The organism is Corynebacterium sp. NPDC060344 (assembly GCF_042725215.1).
In the GTDB taxonomy this organism is placed as follows: domain Bacteria; phylum Actinomycetota; class Actinomycetes; order Mycobacteriales; family Mycobacteriaceae; genus Corynebacterium.
Genome location: NZ_JBHXCS010000002.1, coordinates 49,021 through 64,376, shown reverse-complemented (window position 1 = coordinate 64,376; position 15,356 = coordinate 49,021). Strand labels below are relative to the sequence as shown.

Annotated in this window: 12 protein-coding genes and 1 tRNA gene; 5 read left to right on the top strand and 8 right to left on the bottom strand. The window is 68.3% G+C overall.

Translation table 11 applies throughout. The features are described from left to right. Window positions 1–270 precede the first annotated feature (270 nt). Together gdhA and ACFWGD_RS03080 are read left to right on the top strand one after the other, a co-directional pair. A complete protein-coding gene (gene gdhA / locus ACFWGD_RS03085; RefSeq protein ID WP_377777068.1) occupies window positions 271–1,614 on the top strand; it encodes an NADP-specific glutamate dehydrogenase in 1,344 nt (447 codons plus the stop codon). 88 nt (window positions 1,615–1,702) lie between these two features. Further along, on the top strand, window positions 1,703–2,458 hold the full coding sequence (locus ACFWGD_RS03080; protein ID WP_377777067.1) for a sulfite exporter TauE/SafE family protein: 756 nt from the start codon (window positions 1,703–1,705) through the stop codon (window positions 2,456–2,458). 163 nt (window positions 2,459–2,621) lie between these two features. Here the strand turns inward: ACFWGD_RS03080 and ACFWGD_RS03075 are convergent, their stop codons facing one another. From ACFWGD_RS03075 to ACFWGD_RS03055, 5 genes are all read right to left on the bottom strand, one after another. After that, a complete protein-coding gene (locus tag ACFWGD_RS03075) occupies window positions 2,622–3,374 on the bottom strand; it encodes an amino acid ABC transporter ATP-binding protein (protein ID WP_377777473.1) in 753 nt (250 codons plus the stop codon). A gap of 80 nt (window positions 3,375–3,454) precedes the next feature. Beyond that, entirely contained in the window at window positions 3,455–4,444 is a 990-nt protein-coding gene (locus tag ACFWGD_RS03070) for an amino acid ABC transporter permease (protein WP_377777065.1), read from the bottom strand. Next, on the bottom strand, window positions 4,441–5,337 hold the full coding sequence (locus ACFWGD_RS03065; RefSeq protein ID WP_377777064.1) for an ABC transporter substrate-binding protein: 897 nt from the start codon (window positions 5,335–5,337) through the stop codon (window positions 4,441–4,443). Before ACFWGD_RS03065 ends, ACFWGD_RS03070 begins: the two co-directional genes overlap by 4 nt. A gap of 11 nt (window positions 5,338–5,348) precedes the next feature. Next, window positions 5,349–6,671 carry an NADP-dependent malic enzyme gene (locus ACFWGD_RS03060; RefSeq protein WP_377777062.1) on the bottom strand — a complete coding sequence of 441 codons (1,323 nt, stop codon included), beginning with the start codon at window positions 6,669–6,671 and terminating at the stop codon, window positions 5,349–5,351. A gap of 18 nt (window positions 6,672–6,689) precedes the next feature. Further along, window positions 6,690–7,478 carry a hypothetical protein gene (locus tag ACFWGD_RS03055; RefSeq protein WP_377777061.1) on the bottom strand — a complete coding sequence of 263 codons (789 nt, stop codon included), beginning with the start codon at window positions 7,476–7,478 and terminating at the stop codon, window positions 6,690–6,692. A 386-nt stretch (window positions 7,479–7,864) separates the two neighbouring features. Here ACFWGD_RS03055 and ACFWGD_RS03050 point away from each other — a divergent pair, with 386 nt between their 5' ends. Then, complete coding sequence (locus ACFWGD_RS03050; protein WP_377777060.1) at window positions 7,865–8,119, top strand: hypothetical protein; 255 nt, start codon at window positions 7,865–7,867, stop codon at window positions 8,117–8,119. A gap of 493 nt (window positions 8,120–8,612) precedes the next feature. Here ACFWGD_RS03050 and ACFWGD_RS03045 read toward each other — a convergent pair. The 3 genes from ACFWGD_RS03045 to ACFWGD_RS03035 form a co-directional block, all read right to left on the bottom strand. Further along, window positions 8,613–8,689: transfer RNA gene (locus tag ACFWGD_RS03045), tRNA-Leu, on the bottom strand. A gap of 54 nt (window positions 8,690–8,743) precedes the next feature. Then, complete coding sequence (locus ACFWGD_RS03040) at window positions 8,744–9,745, bottom strand: DUF368 domain-containing protein (RefSeq protein WP_377777059.1); 1,002 nt, start codon at window positions 9,743–9,745, stop codon at window positions 8,744–8,746. Between the two features lie 90 nt (window positions 9,746–9,835). Further along, window positions 9,836–10,432 carry a TetR/AcrR family transcriptional regulator gene (locus ACFWGD_RS03035; RefSeq protein ID WP_377777058.1) on the bottom strand — a complete coding sequence of 199 codons (597 nt, stop codon included), beginning with the start codon at window positions 10,430–10,432 and terminating at the stop codon, window positions 9,836–9,838. Window positions 10,433–10,712: 280 nt separating this feature from the next. On the opposite strand from ACFWGD_RS03035, the gene polA reads away from it, so the two are divergent. Further along, complete coding sequence (polA, locus tag ACFWGD_RS03030; protein WP_377777057.1) at window positions 10,713–13,400, top strand: DNA polymerase I; 2,688 nt, start codon at window positions 10,713–10,715, stop codon at window positions 13,398–13,400. 271 nt (window positions 13,401–13,671) lie between these two features. Further along, window positions 13,672–15,327 carry an ABC-F family ATP-binding cassette domain-containing protein gene (locus tag ACFWGD_RS03025; protein ID WP_377777056.1) on the top strand — a complete coding sequence of 552 codons (1,656 nt, stop codon included), beginning with the start codon at window positions 13,672–13,674 and terminating at the stop codon, window positions 15,325–15,327. Window positions 15,328–15,356: the final 29 nt, after the last annotated feature.

The following is a 15,356-nucleotide window of genomic DNA, read 5'->3' as shown; positions in this document are numbered from 1 at the left end:
TGCCCGGCCATGTTTCCGCAATGTTTCGCGGCCATTTCCCGGGCATTTCCCGCCCCCGATCGGCGACCGCACATGGGGGTGCTGGCAGGGGGCGCTGCGCCACCGGGGCGCCCCACGCGTTTCCGTGCGGGCGGTGGGCGTGAAAGAATGCCCATTGGTATAACCCATCTCCCCGTCCCGGTCCGCGCCGTTCGCGCGGTCCCGCGAACCGGCGGGCCCAGGCCCGTCGCAGAGCAGGGGTGCCGGACGGGCGCTAAGAAAGGTCAATAGTTGAACGTCGACGATCGAGTCTCCGATTTCTACCAGCTCGTTCTGCGTCGGAATGCGGGCGAGCCCGAGTTCCACCAGGCCGTGTCCGAGGTCCTCGAATCCTTGAAGATCGTCCTCGCCAAGGATCCCGAGTACGGCGAGAATGGCCTGGTCCAGCGACTCTGCGAGCCGGAGCGCCAGATCATCTTCCGCGTCCCGTGGGTCGATGACCAGGGCAACGTCCAGGTCAACCGCGGCTTCCGCGTGCAGTTCAACTCCGTGCTCGGCCCCTACAAGGGCGGCCTGCGCTTCCACCCGAGCGTGAACCTGGGCATCATCAAGTTCCTGGGCTTCGAGCAGATCTTCAAGAACTCCCTGACCGGCCTGCCCATCGGCGGCGGCAAGGGCGGCTCCGACTTCGACCCCAAGGGCAAGTCCGAGCTGGAGATCATGCGCTTCTGCCAGTCCTTCATGACCGAGCTCAACCGCCACATCGGCGAGTACACCGACGTGCCGGCCGGCGACATCGGCGTCGGCGGCCGCGAGATCGGCTTCATGTTCGGCCAGTACCGCCGCCTGAACAACCGCCACGAGTCCGGCGTCCTCACCGGCAAGGGCCTGACCTGGGGCGGCTCGCTGGTGCGCACCGAGGCCACCGGCTACGGCACCGTGTACTTCACCCAGCGCATGATGGAGGAGCACGGCGAGTCGATGTCCGGCGCGAAGGTCGTCGTCTCCGGCTCGGGCAACGTGGCCATCTACGCCATCGAGAAGGCCCAGCAGCTCGGCGCCACCGTCGTCGCGTTCTCCGATTCCTCCGGCTACGTCTCCACCCCGAATGGCGTGGACGTCGAGCTGCTGCGCGAGGTCAAGGAGGTCCGCCGCGGCCGCGTCGGCGAGTACGCCGAAGAGGTCGAGGGCGCGGAGTTCCACGCCAAGGGCAACGTCTGGGAGGTCGCCTGCGACGTCGCGCTGCCGTGCGCCACGCAGAACGAGCTCAACGGCGACGACGCGAAGATGCTCGTCGACAACGGCTGCAAGTACGTCGCCGAGGGCGCGAACATGCCGTCGACGCCGGAGGCCGTGGAGTTCTTCCGCAAGTCCTCCATCAACTTCGCCCCGGGCAAGGCCGCCAACGCCGGCGGCGTGGCCACCTCGGCGCTGGAGATGCAGCAGAACGCCACCCGCGACTCCTGGTCCTTCGAGTACACGGACGAGCGCCTGCAGGGCATCATGTCCAACATCTTCGAGAACTGCGCGAAGACCGCGGCCACCTACGACCGCGAGCACGATTACGTCGTCGGCGCGAACATCGCCGGCTTCAAGAAGGTCGCCAACGCCATGCTCGCGCAGGGCATCATCTAGCACTGCCTGCGGGGCCCCGGGCCCCGTGCTTTGCGACGGCCAACGCCCACGTCGGGCGGCCCATGGGCGGAAGGTAACATCTCCGCCCATGGACCTATCGACGTGGGCGTTGCTCGTCATTGCCCTGGTGGCGCTCATCGGCGCCTGTTTGCAGCGGGTGTCCGGCATGGGCCTGGGGCTCATCGGCGCGCCGGTGCTCAGTTTGCTGGTGGGCCCCGTCGCGGGCGTGCTGATCATCAACGTCCTGGCCGCGGTCATCGCCGTGTTCCAGACGATGTCGGTGCGCGAGAACGTCGATTGGCGCAAGTTCTGGCTGATCGGGCCCATCATGCTGGCGGGGGCGATACCCGGCGCGTGGGTGGTGCATTCGACGCCGACGGCGCCGCTGCAGGTCATCGTCGGAGGCGTGGTGCTGCTGGGTTTGGCGGTGACCACGTTCATGCCCGCCCACATGCGCGTCGATGGGAAGGGCTACGCCATGGCCTCCGGTGCGGCCGGTGGTTTCATGAACACCCTCGCCGGCATCGCCGGGCCCGCCATCACCGTGTATGCGCAGGCGAGCCGGTGGCCGCAGAAGTCCTTCGCGGCGACGCTGCAGCCGCTGTTCTTCGTCTCCGGCGCGGTGTCGCTGGCGGCGAAGGAGCTGTCGGCCGCCGAGCCGCTGATCCCCACCGCCCCGTGGTACCTGTGGGCGATCGGGGTGGTGGCGATGATCGCCGGGCTCAAGGCCGGCACCCGCATCGCCTCGCGCATCGACGTGCGCAAGGCCCGCCGACTGGCGCTCATCGTCGCCTCGACCGGTGCCGCGGTGACGCTGGTGCGCGGCCTGATCGGGATGATCTAGCCGCCGCCCCTTCCCCCCATCCCTGCAAACCCACCCCGAATGGTGAAAACGGCCCGTTGTAGCGGGTGGGTTAGGCCATTCGAGGTGGGTTAGCGTGCCGGGCGCTGCACCACGTGGAGTGGCGGCGGGGCCGCGGCCCGGTCGGCTGGAGCAGCTAGAACAGCTAGAACAGCGAGGACAGGAAGGACTTCGTGCGGTCCTCCCGCGGATCGCCCAGAACCTGCTCGGGGGAGCCGGCCTCGACGACCATGCCGTCATCCATGAACACGACCTGATCCGCGACCTCGCGGGCGAAGGCCATCTCGTGGGTGACCACCATCATGGTCATGCCGTCATCGGCCAAACCGCGCATCACGGCCAGGACGTCACCGACGAGCTCGGGGTCGAGGGCGGAGGTCGGCTCGTCGAAAAGCATCAGTTTGGGGTCCATCGCCAGCGCCCGCGCGATGGCCACGCGCTGCTGCTGGCCACCGGACAACTGCACCGGGTACGCGTCGGCCTTGTGTGCCAGCCCGACCTGGTTGAGCAGCTCCATCGCGCGATCGTGGGCCTGGTCCTGCTTGACGCCCTTGACGTGCATCGGGGCCTCGACGATGTTGCCGAGCACCGTGCGGTGCGGGAAGAGATTGAAGTTCTGGAAGACCATGCCGATGCCGGCGCGCTGCTTCGCGGCGTCGCGCGGCGAAATCTCGTGCAGGACGCCATCGCGCTCGCGGTAGCCGATCAGCTCGCCGTCGACGTACAGGCGCCCGGCATTGACCTGCTCCAGGTGATTGACGCAGCGCAGCAGCGTCGACTTGCCCGACCCGGACGGGCCGATGAGGCACGTCACCGTGCCGCGGGGGACCTCCAGGTCGATGCCCTTGAGCACCTCCAGGCGGCCGAAGGACTTGCGCACGTGGCGGGCCTCGACCATCGGGCCGGCGGCGGTGGCGGGGTAGGAGGTGGCCGCGTCGGCGGCCCGGTTGGCGTTGGCCTGGTTGGAGTTGGCGGGGCTCATCGCGGGTTCTCCTCGTAGTTGGCGCGCTCGGACTTCTCCACGACGCGGGCGTTGATCGGGGGCACGCCCTCGGCGTCGGCCAGGGCCGCGAGCTGGCGGGCCGTGAGATGGCGCGTGGCGCCCTTGGCGAAGTGCTTCTCCAGGAAGTGCTGGCCGACCATGAGGATCGACGTGATGGCCAGGTACCAGGTGGCGGCGACGAGCAGCATCGGCACCGGCAGGAACAGCTCGTTGGCGATGTCCGTGGCGCGACCGTACAGCTCGGCGGTGTAGGGCACCGCGACGACCAGCGACGTGGTCTTCAGCAGCGAAATGAACTCGTTGCCGGTCGGCGGGATGATGATGCGCATCGCCTGCGGCAGGATCGTGCGGCGGATCGTCTGGCCCCAGCTCATGCCCAGCGCCTTCGACGCCTCGGTCTGGCCCTCGGGGACGGCCTGGATGCCGGCGCGGACGATCTCGGCCATGTACGCGGCTTCGTTCAGGCCCAGGCCCAGCACAGCCAGCAGGAACGTGTTCTGCAGTGCGGTCTGCAGGTCGATCTCGGCGAAACCGACGCCGATCGAGCTGTAGATCGTGCCCAGCAGGCCCCAGAAGACCAGCTGGACGTACACCGGGGTGCCGCGGAAGATCCACAGGTAGATCCACGAAATCGTGGACAGCACCGGGTTGTCCGACATGCGAAGCACGGCGATGAGCGCGCCGCCGACGATGCCGATGAGCATCGCCAGGATGGTCAGCGCCAGCGTGTGCAGCGCTGCGGTGGCGATGCGGGTGTCCAGGAGGTACTGGAAGTAGACGTCCCAGTGGTAGGCCTCGTTGCGCGCGGCGCCGATGACGAACCACGCGGCCAGCGCCAGCAGGATGGCGGCGCCGATCCAGCGGCCCGGGTGGGGCAGCGGCTTGGCCTTGATCGGGGCGTCGAGCTCGCGCTCGGTCGGCTCGCGGCGGGTGCCGCTCGCGCTCGCGCTGGTCCTGTCCGTCATCGGATGTCCTCTCCATTGATGCGCGCCTGGTCCACGGCGCCGTCGTCGAGCCCCCACATGGTCAGGATGCGCTCGTATTCACCGGTGTCGATGAGGTGTTGCAATGCGTCGGCCAGCAGCGGGGCCAGTTCGGAGTCCTTGGGCACGGGCCAGCCGAACGGTGCGCCGTCGTAGATGTCGCCGGCCATCTCCAGCTTCCCGTCGGCACGGGCGACGGCCCACGCGGAGACGGGGGAGTCGGCGGCCATGGCGTCGGCGCGGCCGAGCACGACGGCCGTCGCGGCGGTGCCGGCGTCCTGGTAGGCCAGGCGCTTGATCGGCTCCTTGCCCGCCTCGACGCACGCGTCGCTGCGCACGGGCAGGTCCTCCATCTCGGCGACGGTGCCGCGCTGGACGGCGATCTCGCGGCCGCAGGCGTCGTCGGGCGTGATGGTCGATCCCGCCGGCCGGGCCCACTGCAGGCCCGTGTCCAGGTAGTCGACGAAGTCGTACGTCTGGCGGCGTTCCTCGTTGCTGGTGAAGCCCGAGGCGCCGAAGTCGACGGTGCCCGCCGAGATCGACGGCAGGATCAGGGTGAAGTCCTGTTCCCGCACCTCCAGCTCCAGGTCGAGCACGTCGGCGGTGGCGCGGGCGAGGTCGAGGTCGAAACCGATGATCTCGCCTTCGGCGTCCTTGAACTCCAGCGGGGCGAACGGGGGGTTGGTGCCGATGGAAATGCTCCCGCGGGCGCGGATGTCGTCGGGGACCTGCGCGGCGAGCTCGGGCACGGGTTCCGGGGTGACCGGTTCCCACCCGTCGGGGTGGCCGCCTTCGTCGTTGGTGACGCAGCCGGCCAGCCCCACTGTCAATGCGGCCGCCAGGGTGGCCGCGGCGGCGGCGAGGGGTCTTCTCATGGGAGAAGAGTTTAGCGGGCGGCCCCCGACGTCGAATCATTGCGGGCGGCGACCTCGACGGCGGCGGCGACGGCCGGGGCGACGCGGGGATCCAGCGGCGAGGGGATGATGTAGTCCGGTCGCAGGTCCTCGGCGGTCACCGCGGCGATGGCGCGGGTGGCGGCGAGCTTCATCGACTTGGTGATCCTCGTCGCCCCGGCCGACAGCGCGCCCTTGAAGATGCCCGGGAACGCCAGCACGTTGTTGATCTGGTTCGGGTAGTCCGACCGGCCGGTGGCCACGATCGAGCCGTACTGCAGCGCGATCTTCTGGGGGATCTCCGGGTTGGGGTTCGCCAGGGAGAACAGGAACGGGCCCTCGGCCATCTGGGACACCTGCTCGGAGTTGAGGTGGCCGGCGGAGACGCCGATGAAGGCGTCGGCGCCGACGAGCGCGTCGGTGATCGTGCCCTGCAGCCCGCGGGGGTTGGTCAGCTCGGCGATGGTCGCCTTGACCTCGTTGAGCGGCTCGCGGCCCTCGTGGATGATGCCGCGGGAGTCGACGACGACGATGTCGGTGACCCCGGCGGACAGGAGCATGCGGGTCGTCGCAACGCCCGCGGCCCCGGCGCCGGAGATGACCACCTTGAGGTCCTCCAGTCGGCGGTCGGTGAGCTTGCAGGCGTTGCGCAGGCCGGCGGTGATGACGATCGCGGTGCCGTGCTGGTCGTCGTGGAACACCGGGATGTCCAGCTGCTCGTCGAGCCGGCGCTCCACCTCGAAGCACCGCGGGGCGGAGATGTCCTCGAGGTTGATGCCGCCGAAGGACGGCGCGAGCCGCGCGATGGTGTCCACGAGCTCGTCGGGGTCGGTGGTGTCCAGGACGATCGGCACGGCGTTGAGGCCGGCGAAGCGGCCGAAGAGCTGGGCCTTGCCCTCCATGACGGGCAGCGCGGCCTTGGGCCCGATGTCGCCGAGGCCGAGCACGGCGGTGCCGTCGGAGATGATGGCGACGTTGTTGCCGGTCCAGGTGTAGGTCCGCGTCAGCTTCGGGTCGTCGTGGATGGCCTCGCAGACCTGGGCGACGCCGGGGGTGTAGGCGATGGACAGGTCGCGGGTGGAGTCCAGCGGCAGGGTCGAGGCGGTGATGAGCTTGCCGCCCTCGTGCGCCTTGAAGATCTCCTCGGTGCTGATCGGCCCGTCGAGCGACTCGACGTTGTCGTCGGCCCTGTCGTGGCCCCCGTTGTCGCCCCGGATGCTGCCCTGGTCTTCGCCCTGGTTATTGCCCTTGCCGCTGGCCATCTGCGTCGGCTCCTCGTGGATCGGCCGGGCGCCGTTCGCCCGTCGGTTCGTCAAGTAAGCCTAATGGACGCCCTACGCTGGCGGTTCAGTCGGTGGGGAGGGGGTGTTCGTCGGCTGCGTCGGCTGGGTGGGCTGGGTCGGTTCCGTCGGCTGGGTCGTGGGCGGCTGGGTGGTCGGCGGAGTCGTCGGCTGCGTCGTCGGTGGCTCGGTGGTCGGCGGGCTCGTGGGCTCGCTGGTCGGGCGCGTCGAGGGCGTCGTGGGGCGAGTGCTTGACGACGTCGACGTCTCCGTTTCCGACGTGTCCGACGATTCCGACGTGGACGAGGAGGTGGAGGTTGTCGACGACGAGGTCGTGGTCGATTGCGTCGTCGTCGTGGAGCGCGTGCCCGGAGTCTTCGACGTCGAGGAGCGGGACGGCTTCGGCGCGGTGCGGTGCGAGGAGGTCTCTTCCTCCGGCGTGGTCGCCGCGTCATCGGGGGCCGGCAGGGCGATGGCGAGGAGCCCGCCGATGGCCAAGAGCACCACGGAGATCGGCGCGATGAATCGCCAGCGGCGGTCGAGCATGGCGGCGGGGGCGTCGGGGTCGACGGCGGCGCGGTGCTCGCGGTTTTCGTGCCACAGCCACCAGGCGGCGGGGACGATCAGGCCCGCGGCCAGCGCGATGCCGATGGCGATGCCCGGCACGCCGCGCATGACGATCGCGCCGAACAGCGCGGCGGCGCCGAGGATCAGCGCGAGGGCCGCGAGGATGGTCTTCCACGTCTTCGGTAGCGAGTACTGCGCGCCGAATCCGTCGTTGCCGTCCGGGCCCCGTGAATCGCCGGTTCCGCCCGGGCCGTTGTCACCCGACATGTCCCGCATTCGCTGGCCTCCTTTGCGGCTATCGATCGTCGCACCCCGTGGATGGTGACGCCCACTCTACGGCGATCGCTCCCGCGCGGCCGTGCCCGAAGCCGAGAAAACCCCGCCCACCTGCGAGAAACAGGTGAACGGGGTGTTCGGTTGGTGCCCCCGGTCACGTTCCGTGATCTACGCCGAAGCGGAAAAGAGCGCGGTTCACCGTTGGCAAGGCATGGATCGCAAATTTCAAGGTTAAGGCCAGGGAATTGGATGCCCACCCATGGGCGCGAGGGATCAGAGTATCGTGAGCAGGAAGAACTGCTACTTCCTTCCGACGTCACGATGCGCCTCGTGGAAATCTCCGAGACTGACGACGAGATTCCAGTGATCCACGTGGAGGTGTCGACATGACGGAAATCAACAAGCACCTCTACGACGTGTGGCAAGACGAACAAGCCGCTGCAGCCTTCCACACCCCCCGAAGCTTCCCCGGCCCGGTGTCTTGGGCTGGGCTGATGCGAAAACTCGGCTTGACCGAAGCCTCGCCCCTTGAGCAAGTCGCCGGGGCCAGGGAGTGGCTCAAATTCAACCAAATCTCGCCTGGCCTGAAGTTCGGCTTGGAGAAGCGAGGAATCCAAACGTACCTCGAAGCAGACGATTAGCTCGGGCACCTCAATGGGAGGTGCGCCTGGCTTCGTCGCGCGTGCCCTAGGAAATGTTTGTCGTCTGGATGGCAGGACGCAACCGTTTGGTTCAGGTAGCCCAGGTTCGCATCCTGACGAGGCAGCTGACCCCGCACCCAGGTGGTGGCGAGGTTTTGTCATATCCGCACATCGATCGCAGGAGGACACGATGACCGACACAGCCACCCCCGCTACCGGTGCAGGAGGGGCCGCGAAGAAGGCCGACGATGCGGCAGCGTCTGCAGCGGAATCTGCGGCCGATGCCCAGTCGAACGACTCCGACGCTTCTGCGGACAACGGGCCGTATTCGCATTTCGTTCCCAGGGCGCGAGGGTGGTTACGCGGCTCTTTCGTGGCTCACTCTTGGCTCACAATGGCGCAGATTCAGGCGAGAAAAGGGCGTAAAGGTGCCGTGCCCGAAGCCAAGAAAACCCCGCCCACCTGCGAGAAACAGGTGAACGGGGTGTTCGGTTGGTGCCCCCGGTGGGACTCGAACCCACACTGGACGGGTTTTGAATCCGTTGCCTCTGCCAATTGGGCTACAGGGGCGCTCCAGGCTGCTCCAGGTGCGGCGGTGGCCGTCGTGAAGCAACTCGAAGAATCTTAGCGCACCGGCTCGGGCTCGGAGAAACGGTGCTGCACCCAGGCCACGACGCCCACGATGGCGGCGCCGAGGACGAACAATCCCAGGGCCATCGGCCAATCGTCGCCGGCGCGCACCATCGAGCCGTCCTCGGCCTGCCACGGCCACAGGGCGCGCAGCGAACCGAGCAGCAGGCCCGCCATGGCGACGAGGGTGACGGTGTGCTTGTGCTCGAGGAGCCACTCGAGAAGGCGGACGAACAGCACGATGCCCACCAGCGCGCCCAGCATGAACGCGCCCAGGTAGGCGAAGTTGCGCTGGTCGACGGCCGCCATCGTCGGGGCGTACAGGCCCACGACCAGGAGGAAGAACGAGCCGGACACGCCCGGCAGGACCAGGGCGCAGATGGCGACGGACGCTGCGGCGAAGACGAGCCACAGCGACGGATCCGACGACGCGGCCGCCTGCGGCAGCGACGTCAGCCAGAACGTGGCCACCGCGAACAGCACGAACACGGCGATGGCCTTGCCGCGCATGCCGGGCCGGTCCATGGCGCCCGGGCGGATCTCCTGGAAGGGGATGAGCACCGACATGGCGATCATGCCCATGAACAGGGCCTTCGACGCGACCGGCTGGTCGGTGACGAAGGACTCCATGATGCCGGCCATGGAGAACACGACCGCGAGCATGCCGATGGCCACCGGCAGCAGCAGCCACCAGTCGATCTTGCGGGCCGAGGCGCGCCAGTCGCCCTTGGTCGCCAGGTCCTTGGGGATCTCCGTGATGTTCTTCGCCGACGCGATCAGTCGCTCGTAGATGCCGGTGACCAGGGCCACCGTGCCGCCGGAGACGCCGGGGATGGTCTCTGCGAGGCCGATCAGGCCGCCGCGGACGACGTTGGCCGCGGTGCCGCCGACCGTCGGCGGGCGGGGGTCCGTGCTCGTGGCGGGGGCGTCGACCGGCGCCGGCGTGCGGTGCGGTCGGCGATCACGGGAGGGCCGGGAGTTTTCGTTGGTATCCATCGCGTCGCGATGATACTCGGTCGGGTACGGAAAACCGGTGGTGGAACCGGGTAGCGCGCGTCACACCCGCGCGCCGGTGGCGGAAACGGGCTACTGGGTGGGCGTTTCCAGCACGCGCTGGATGTGGGCGCCGTAGGACTGCACGGCAGACGTGCCCTCGGTCGGGATGCCGCGGGCGTAGCTGACCAGGACGGAGGCCAGGCCGGTGTACATGGCCAGCGCGTACTGGCAGCGCTGCTCGGCGTCGTCGTCGCCGGTGACGCCGGGGGCCTCGTTGCGGATGCGGTCGAACAGGGCGCCGCCGATGACGTCCTGGAACTGGTCGGTGACCGTCTGGACGGCGGCCGGGCTGCCGGCGGTGGCCATCAGCAGCGCGATGAGCGAGCTCGTGGAGGAGCGGTCGCCGTGGAGTGCGTCGTCGGCGAGCGACGTGCCGATGTCGCCGAACGGCGCATCGCAGATCACGTCCTTCATCGGCTCGAAGTTGATCAGCTCCTCGAGCAGGCCTTCCTTCGTGCGGAAGTACTTGATGATCAAGGGTGCGCTGACGCCGGCCTCGGTGGCGATCTCCTTGAGGGAGACCTTCGAAAACGGCTTGCGGGTGAAGTAATCCGCGGCCACCTCGACGATGCGGGCCCGGGTCGCCGCGGAGTTCTGGCGGCGCGGGCGGGAGGTATCGCTTTCCATGTGGTCAGCATAAAGCCCACGGGGGTATGAACCTAGTTAGGGTGCCCGATAATCACTCATTGCGGGGGTGCATGAATGGGGTTTGAGCCCCGATAGGGGGTGAATTCCGCGGCGCCATACGTTGCATAGGTTCAGTACAATCGGGACATAGTTCCGAATTGAGACTCTCGATACCCACTTTTGTCGGGGGTAGCACCCCCGATGCCCCCGTAACTGGGGGTGTCGCACCAGTCCGGCCCGCTCTCGGAGGCCGTGGGCCGATTTTCCTACACTGGTCGGCATGAAACGCACCCTCATGCTCGTCGACGGACACTCCATGGCGTTCCGCGCGTTCTTCGCGTTGCCCACCGACAATTTTTCCACCACGGGCGGGCAGTTCACCAATGCGGTGTACGGGTTCCTGTCCATGTTGTCGAACCTGCTCGCGGAGGAGAAGCCGACGCACGTGGCGGTGGCCTTCGACGTCGGCCGCAAGACCTTCCGCACCGACAAGTTCCCGGAGTACAAGGCCCAGCGCGACAAGACGCCGGAGGAGTTCCGCGGCCAGGTGCCGCTGCTGCAGCAGGTGCTGCAGGAGATGGGCATCGTGACGCTGGAGAAGGACAACTACGAGGCCGACGACATTATCGCCACGCTGGCCACCGAGGCGCTGCCGGAGGGGTTCGAGACGCTGATCGTCACCGGCGACCGCGACGCGCTGCAGTTGGTCAACGATTCGACGACGGTCCTCTATCCCATGCGCGGGGTGTCCACGCTGCACCGCTTCACGCCCGATGCGGTGAAGGAGAAGTACGGCCTGACGCCGGCGCAGTACCCGGATTTCGCGGCGCTGCGCGGCGATCCGTCGGACAATCTGCCGGGCGTGCCGGGCGTCGGCGAGAAGACGGCGCAGAAGTGGATCCTGCAGTACGGCAGCCTCGCCGAGCTCATCGACCGCGTCGACGAGGTCCGCGGCAAGGTCGGCGACAGCCTGCGCGAGCGGGTGGCCGCCGTGCAGATGAACCGCGATCTCACCGAGATGGTCAAGGATCTTCCCTTGCCCTACGGCCCGGGCGAGCTGGAGTTGCGCCCGGCCAACGCGCAGGGCATCGCCGACTTCTTCGACCGCCTCGAGTTCGGCGAGTCCCTGCGCGACCGGGTGTTCCGCACCTTGTCCGTGGAGGGCGCGGGGGTCACCGCCAGCGAGGGGGATGCGGGCACGGAGGTGGTCGTCGAGCAGCTTGACGACGACGCACTCGGCGCATGGCTGCAGTCCCGCCGCGGTCCCGCGGCCGTCGATTTTTCCGGCGGGGAGCTGGCGATCGCCGCCTCGGAGCACGCCGATGGCGCTGACGCGGTTGGCGCCGACACGGCGTCCGTGTCCGCCGTGGTCCTCGACCCGGCCTCCCTCGTTCCCGCCGACTCCGAGGCGCTGGCCGAGTGGCTGGCCGGCGATCACCCGAAGCTGGTCCACGATGCGAAGGCGACCATGCACGCGCTGTGGGGCCACGAGCTCGATCTCGGCGGCGTCGTCCACGACACGTTCCTGGCGTCGTACCTGCTGCGCCCCAGCCAGCGCAGTTACTCGCTGGACAACATCCTCCAGCGCCACTTGAACCGCACGCTGGCACAGGCCGAAGGGCAGCTGACGCTCCTCGACGAGCCCGGCCCCGGCAACGCCGACCGCGTCGCGGCGGTCTACGACCTCGCCGGGGCACTGGCCGCGGAACTCGACGCAAATGGTCTCTACGACGTCTACGCCGACATCGAGGTGCCTCTGGCGCCGGTGCTGGCGAGGATGGAGCGGGCGGGGATCGCGGTGGACGTCGACAAGCTCAAGTCCCTGCGCGACCAGGCGGCGCAGGCCCAGTCGACCGCCGAGGACGCGGCGCGCGAGATCGTCGAGCGCCCGGAGCTCAACCTCGGTTCGCCCAAGCAGCTGCAGGAGGTCCTGTTCGACCAGCTGGGCATGCCGAAGACCAAGAAGACCAAGACCGGGTATTCGACGGCGGCCAAGGAGCTGGAGAACCTGGCCAAGACCAACGACCACCCGTTCCTCGAGCGGCTCATGGCGTTCCGCGAGGCGCAGAAAATGAAGTCGACCGTCGAGGGCCTGGTCAAGGCCGTCGGCGAGGACGGGCGCATCCACACGACGTTCAACCAGACCGTCGCCGCGACCGGCCGCCTGTCGTCGACCGAGCCGAACCTGCAGAACATCCCCGTGCGCACCGAGTTCGGCCGCGAGATCCGCTCGGCGTTCGTCGCCGGTGAGGGGTACGAGGGCCTGGTCACCGCCGACTATTCGCAGATCGAGATGCGCGTGATGGCGCACCTGTCCGGCGACGAGGGCCTCATCGACGCCTACCGGCGTGGCGAGGACCTGCACAATTACGTCGGTTCGAAGGTGTTCGACGTGCCCATCGACGGCGTGACGCCCGAGCTGCGCCGCCGCGTGAAGGCGATGTCCTACGGCCTGGCGTACGGGCTGTCTGCGTTTGGCCTGGCCCAGCAGCTCGACATTCCGCAGGGCGAGGCGAAAAAGCTCATGGAGGAGTACTTCGAGCGTTTCGGCGGCGTGCGCGCCTACCTCGATGGCGTGGTGGAGCGGGCCCGCAAGGACGGCTACACCGCGACGCTGTTCGACCGCCGCCGCTACCTGCCGGACCTCAATTCCGACAATCGCATGGCCCGCGACATGGCCGAGCGCGCGGCGCTGAACTCGCCGATCCAGGGCACGGCGGCGGACATCATCAAGGTGGCCATGCTCCGCGTCGACGATGCTTTGCGACGGGGCGGCGCGAGCGGTGGCCGCCTCAAGTCCCGCGTGTTGCTGCAGGTCCACGATGAATTGGTCGTGGAGGTCGCGCCCGGCGAGCGGGAGGTCATTGAGGAGATGCTGCGCCGCGAGATGGACGCCGCCTTCGATTTGAAGGTGCCGCTCGACGTGTCCGTCGGCGCCGGCGGCAACTGGGACGAGGCGGCGCACTAGGTGTTGCTCCCCGAGAGGTCGCATGGGGAGCCACTGCTCGACTGCGAGACGACCCCGACGTGTTACGGTGGGCGCATGTACGCAGGCACCGCCTCGATGAAGCTCCGTTTCCGCCGCTGACGGCGGCGGACACCACGTGACCCGGCCCGGGTGAATTCCACCCCGGCCCGGATCGAACCATTGGCATTTCGCACGCCGTCCAGGTGATCAATCACCGGGCGGCCCTTTTCGGCTGCCCGGCTCCGAGACGAGCTGAAAGCACTTTCCCGAAATGTCCCGTACCAATCCCGAATCTTCATCTGTTTCACCCGCGGCCTATCCCGCATCCTCCGCCGCGGTCTCCGCTGGCGCGGCGTCGCACATCCGGCTCCGCGGTGTCGGCGCAGCCCTGGGCGGCCGCCCAATTCTGGTGGACGTCGACGTCACGGTCTCCGCCGGTTCGCGGCTGGCGATCGTCGGCGAGAACGGCCGCGGTAAGACCACGCTGCTCAATGTTTTGGCTGGCCGGGTGGCTCCCGATCAGGGAGCCATCGATCGCGCCGGCAGCATCACCGTCGTAGACCAGGAGCTCGATGCCGCAGACGGCCGGACCGTCGGTGCAGTGATCACCGAAGCCGTCGGAAATGCTCGCTTGGCGCTCGGTCGCCTGGACGCGGCCGCCGACGACATCGCGGCCGGAGTCGACGGCGCCGACGAGGCGTACGCCGAAGCTCTCGAGACCGCGACCCAACTCGATGCGTGGGATGCCGAGCGCAGGATAGACATGTCACTCGAAGGTCTCGGTGCCAGCACCGACCGGAACCGGGTCCTATCGACCCTGTCGGTCGGCCAGCGCTACCGCGTCCGATTGGCGCTCGCGCTTGGGTCGACCTCCGATCTTCTGCTCTTGGATGAGCCGACCAATCACCTCGACGCCGCCGCACTGTCGTACCTCACCCGTGCGCTGAAGGAAAGGCCCGGGGGGTTCGCCGTGGTCAGCCATGACCGGGCGCTCTTGCGCGACGTTGCCACCGATTTTCTCGACCTCGATCCGACCCGGGACGGTAAGCCCCGGCTCTACTCGGGAGGGTATGGCGGCTGGATGAAAGGACGGCGCCGCGAGCGGGAATCGTGGGAGCAGGACCACGCCCGTCAGATGGGCGAGCTCGATGAGCTCACCCGCGCCGCCGATGAGGCGCGCGGCCGACTGCGCGGTGGGTGGCGACCGCCAAAGGGAACGGGCAAGCACCAGCGCGCCACCCGGGGCGCCTCGGCGGTGCAGGCGTTCAATCGCCGAGTCGATGAGCTCGAGAGTCACCGGATCACAGATCCGGCGCCGCCCCTGAGCTTTCGTCCGCCGGACCCGGGAACCAGAACCGGGGCGTTCCTTCTCGGAGTGGACGACGTGATCGTGCCCGGACGCCTGGACATCCCCGCGTCATTGCGGGTGGAAGGCGGAGACAAGCTGCTCATCGTGGGGCCGAACGGCGCCGGCAAATCGACGTTGTTGTCGGTGCTCGCCGGGCTCGTGCGGCCAGAAACCGGTTTTCGGGCGGTTGGGGAGGACTGCGTCGTCCGGCTCTTGTCGCAGGAAGTTCCGGATTGGGATCCGACTGAAATGCCTTCCGCGATTTGGGAACGCGAGCGCGGTGCGGAGCCCGGGGCCCCATCTCTCACCAGCATGGGACTGCTCGGCCCGGAATCTCTGCGCACCCCAGTCGGCAGATTGTCGCAGGGGCAGCAGCGACGACTGCAATTGGCCATGTGCATTGCGGCGCGCCCGGATTTGATCATGCTCGATGAGCCGACGAACCACTTGTCGGCCCATCTCGTCGATGAGCTGACGGAGCATGTGCGCTCCACCACTGCGGCCGTCATCGTGGCGACCCACGACCGCCAGATGCTCCATGATCTCGGTGATTGGCCGAGGTTGGAGTTGAGGCGGTAGCCGAGGCCCGGCGGCGCGGGACCGGCGCC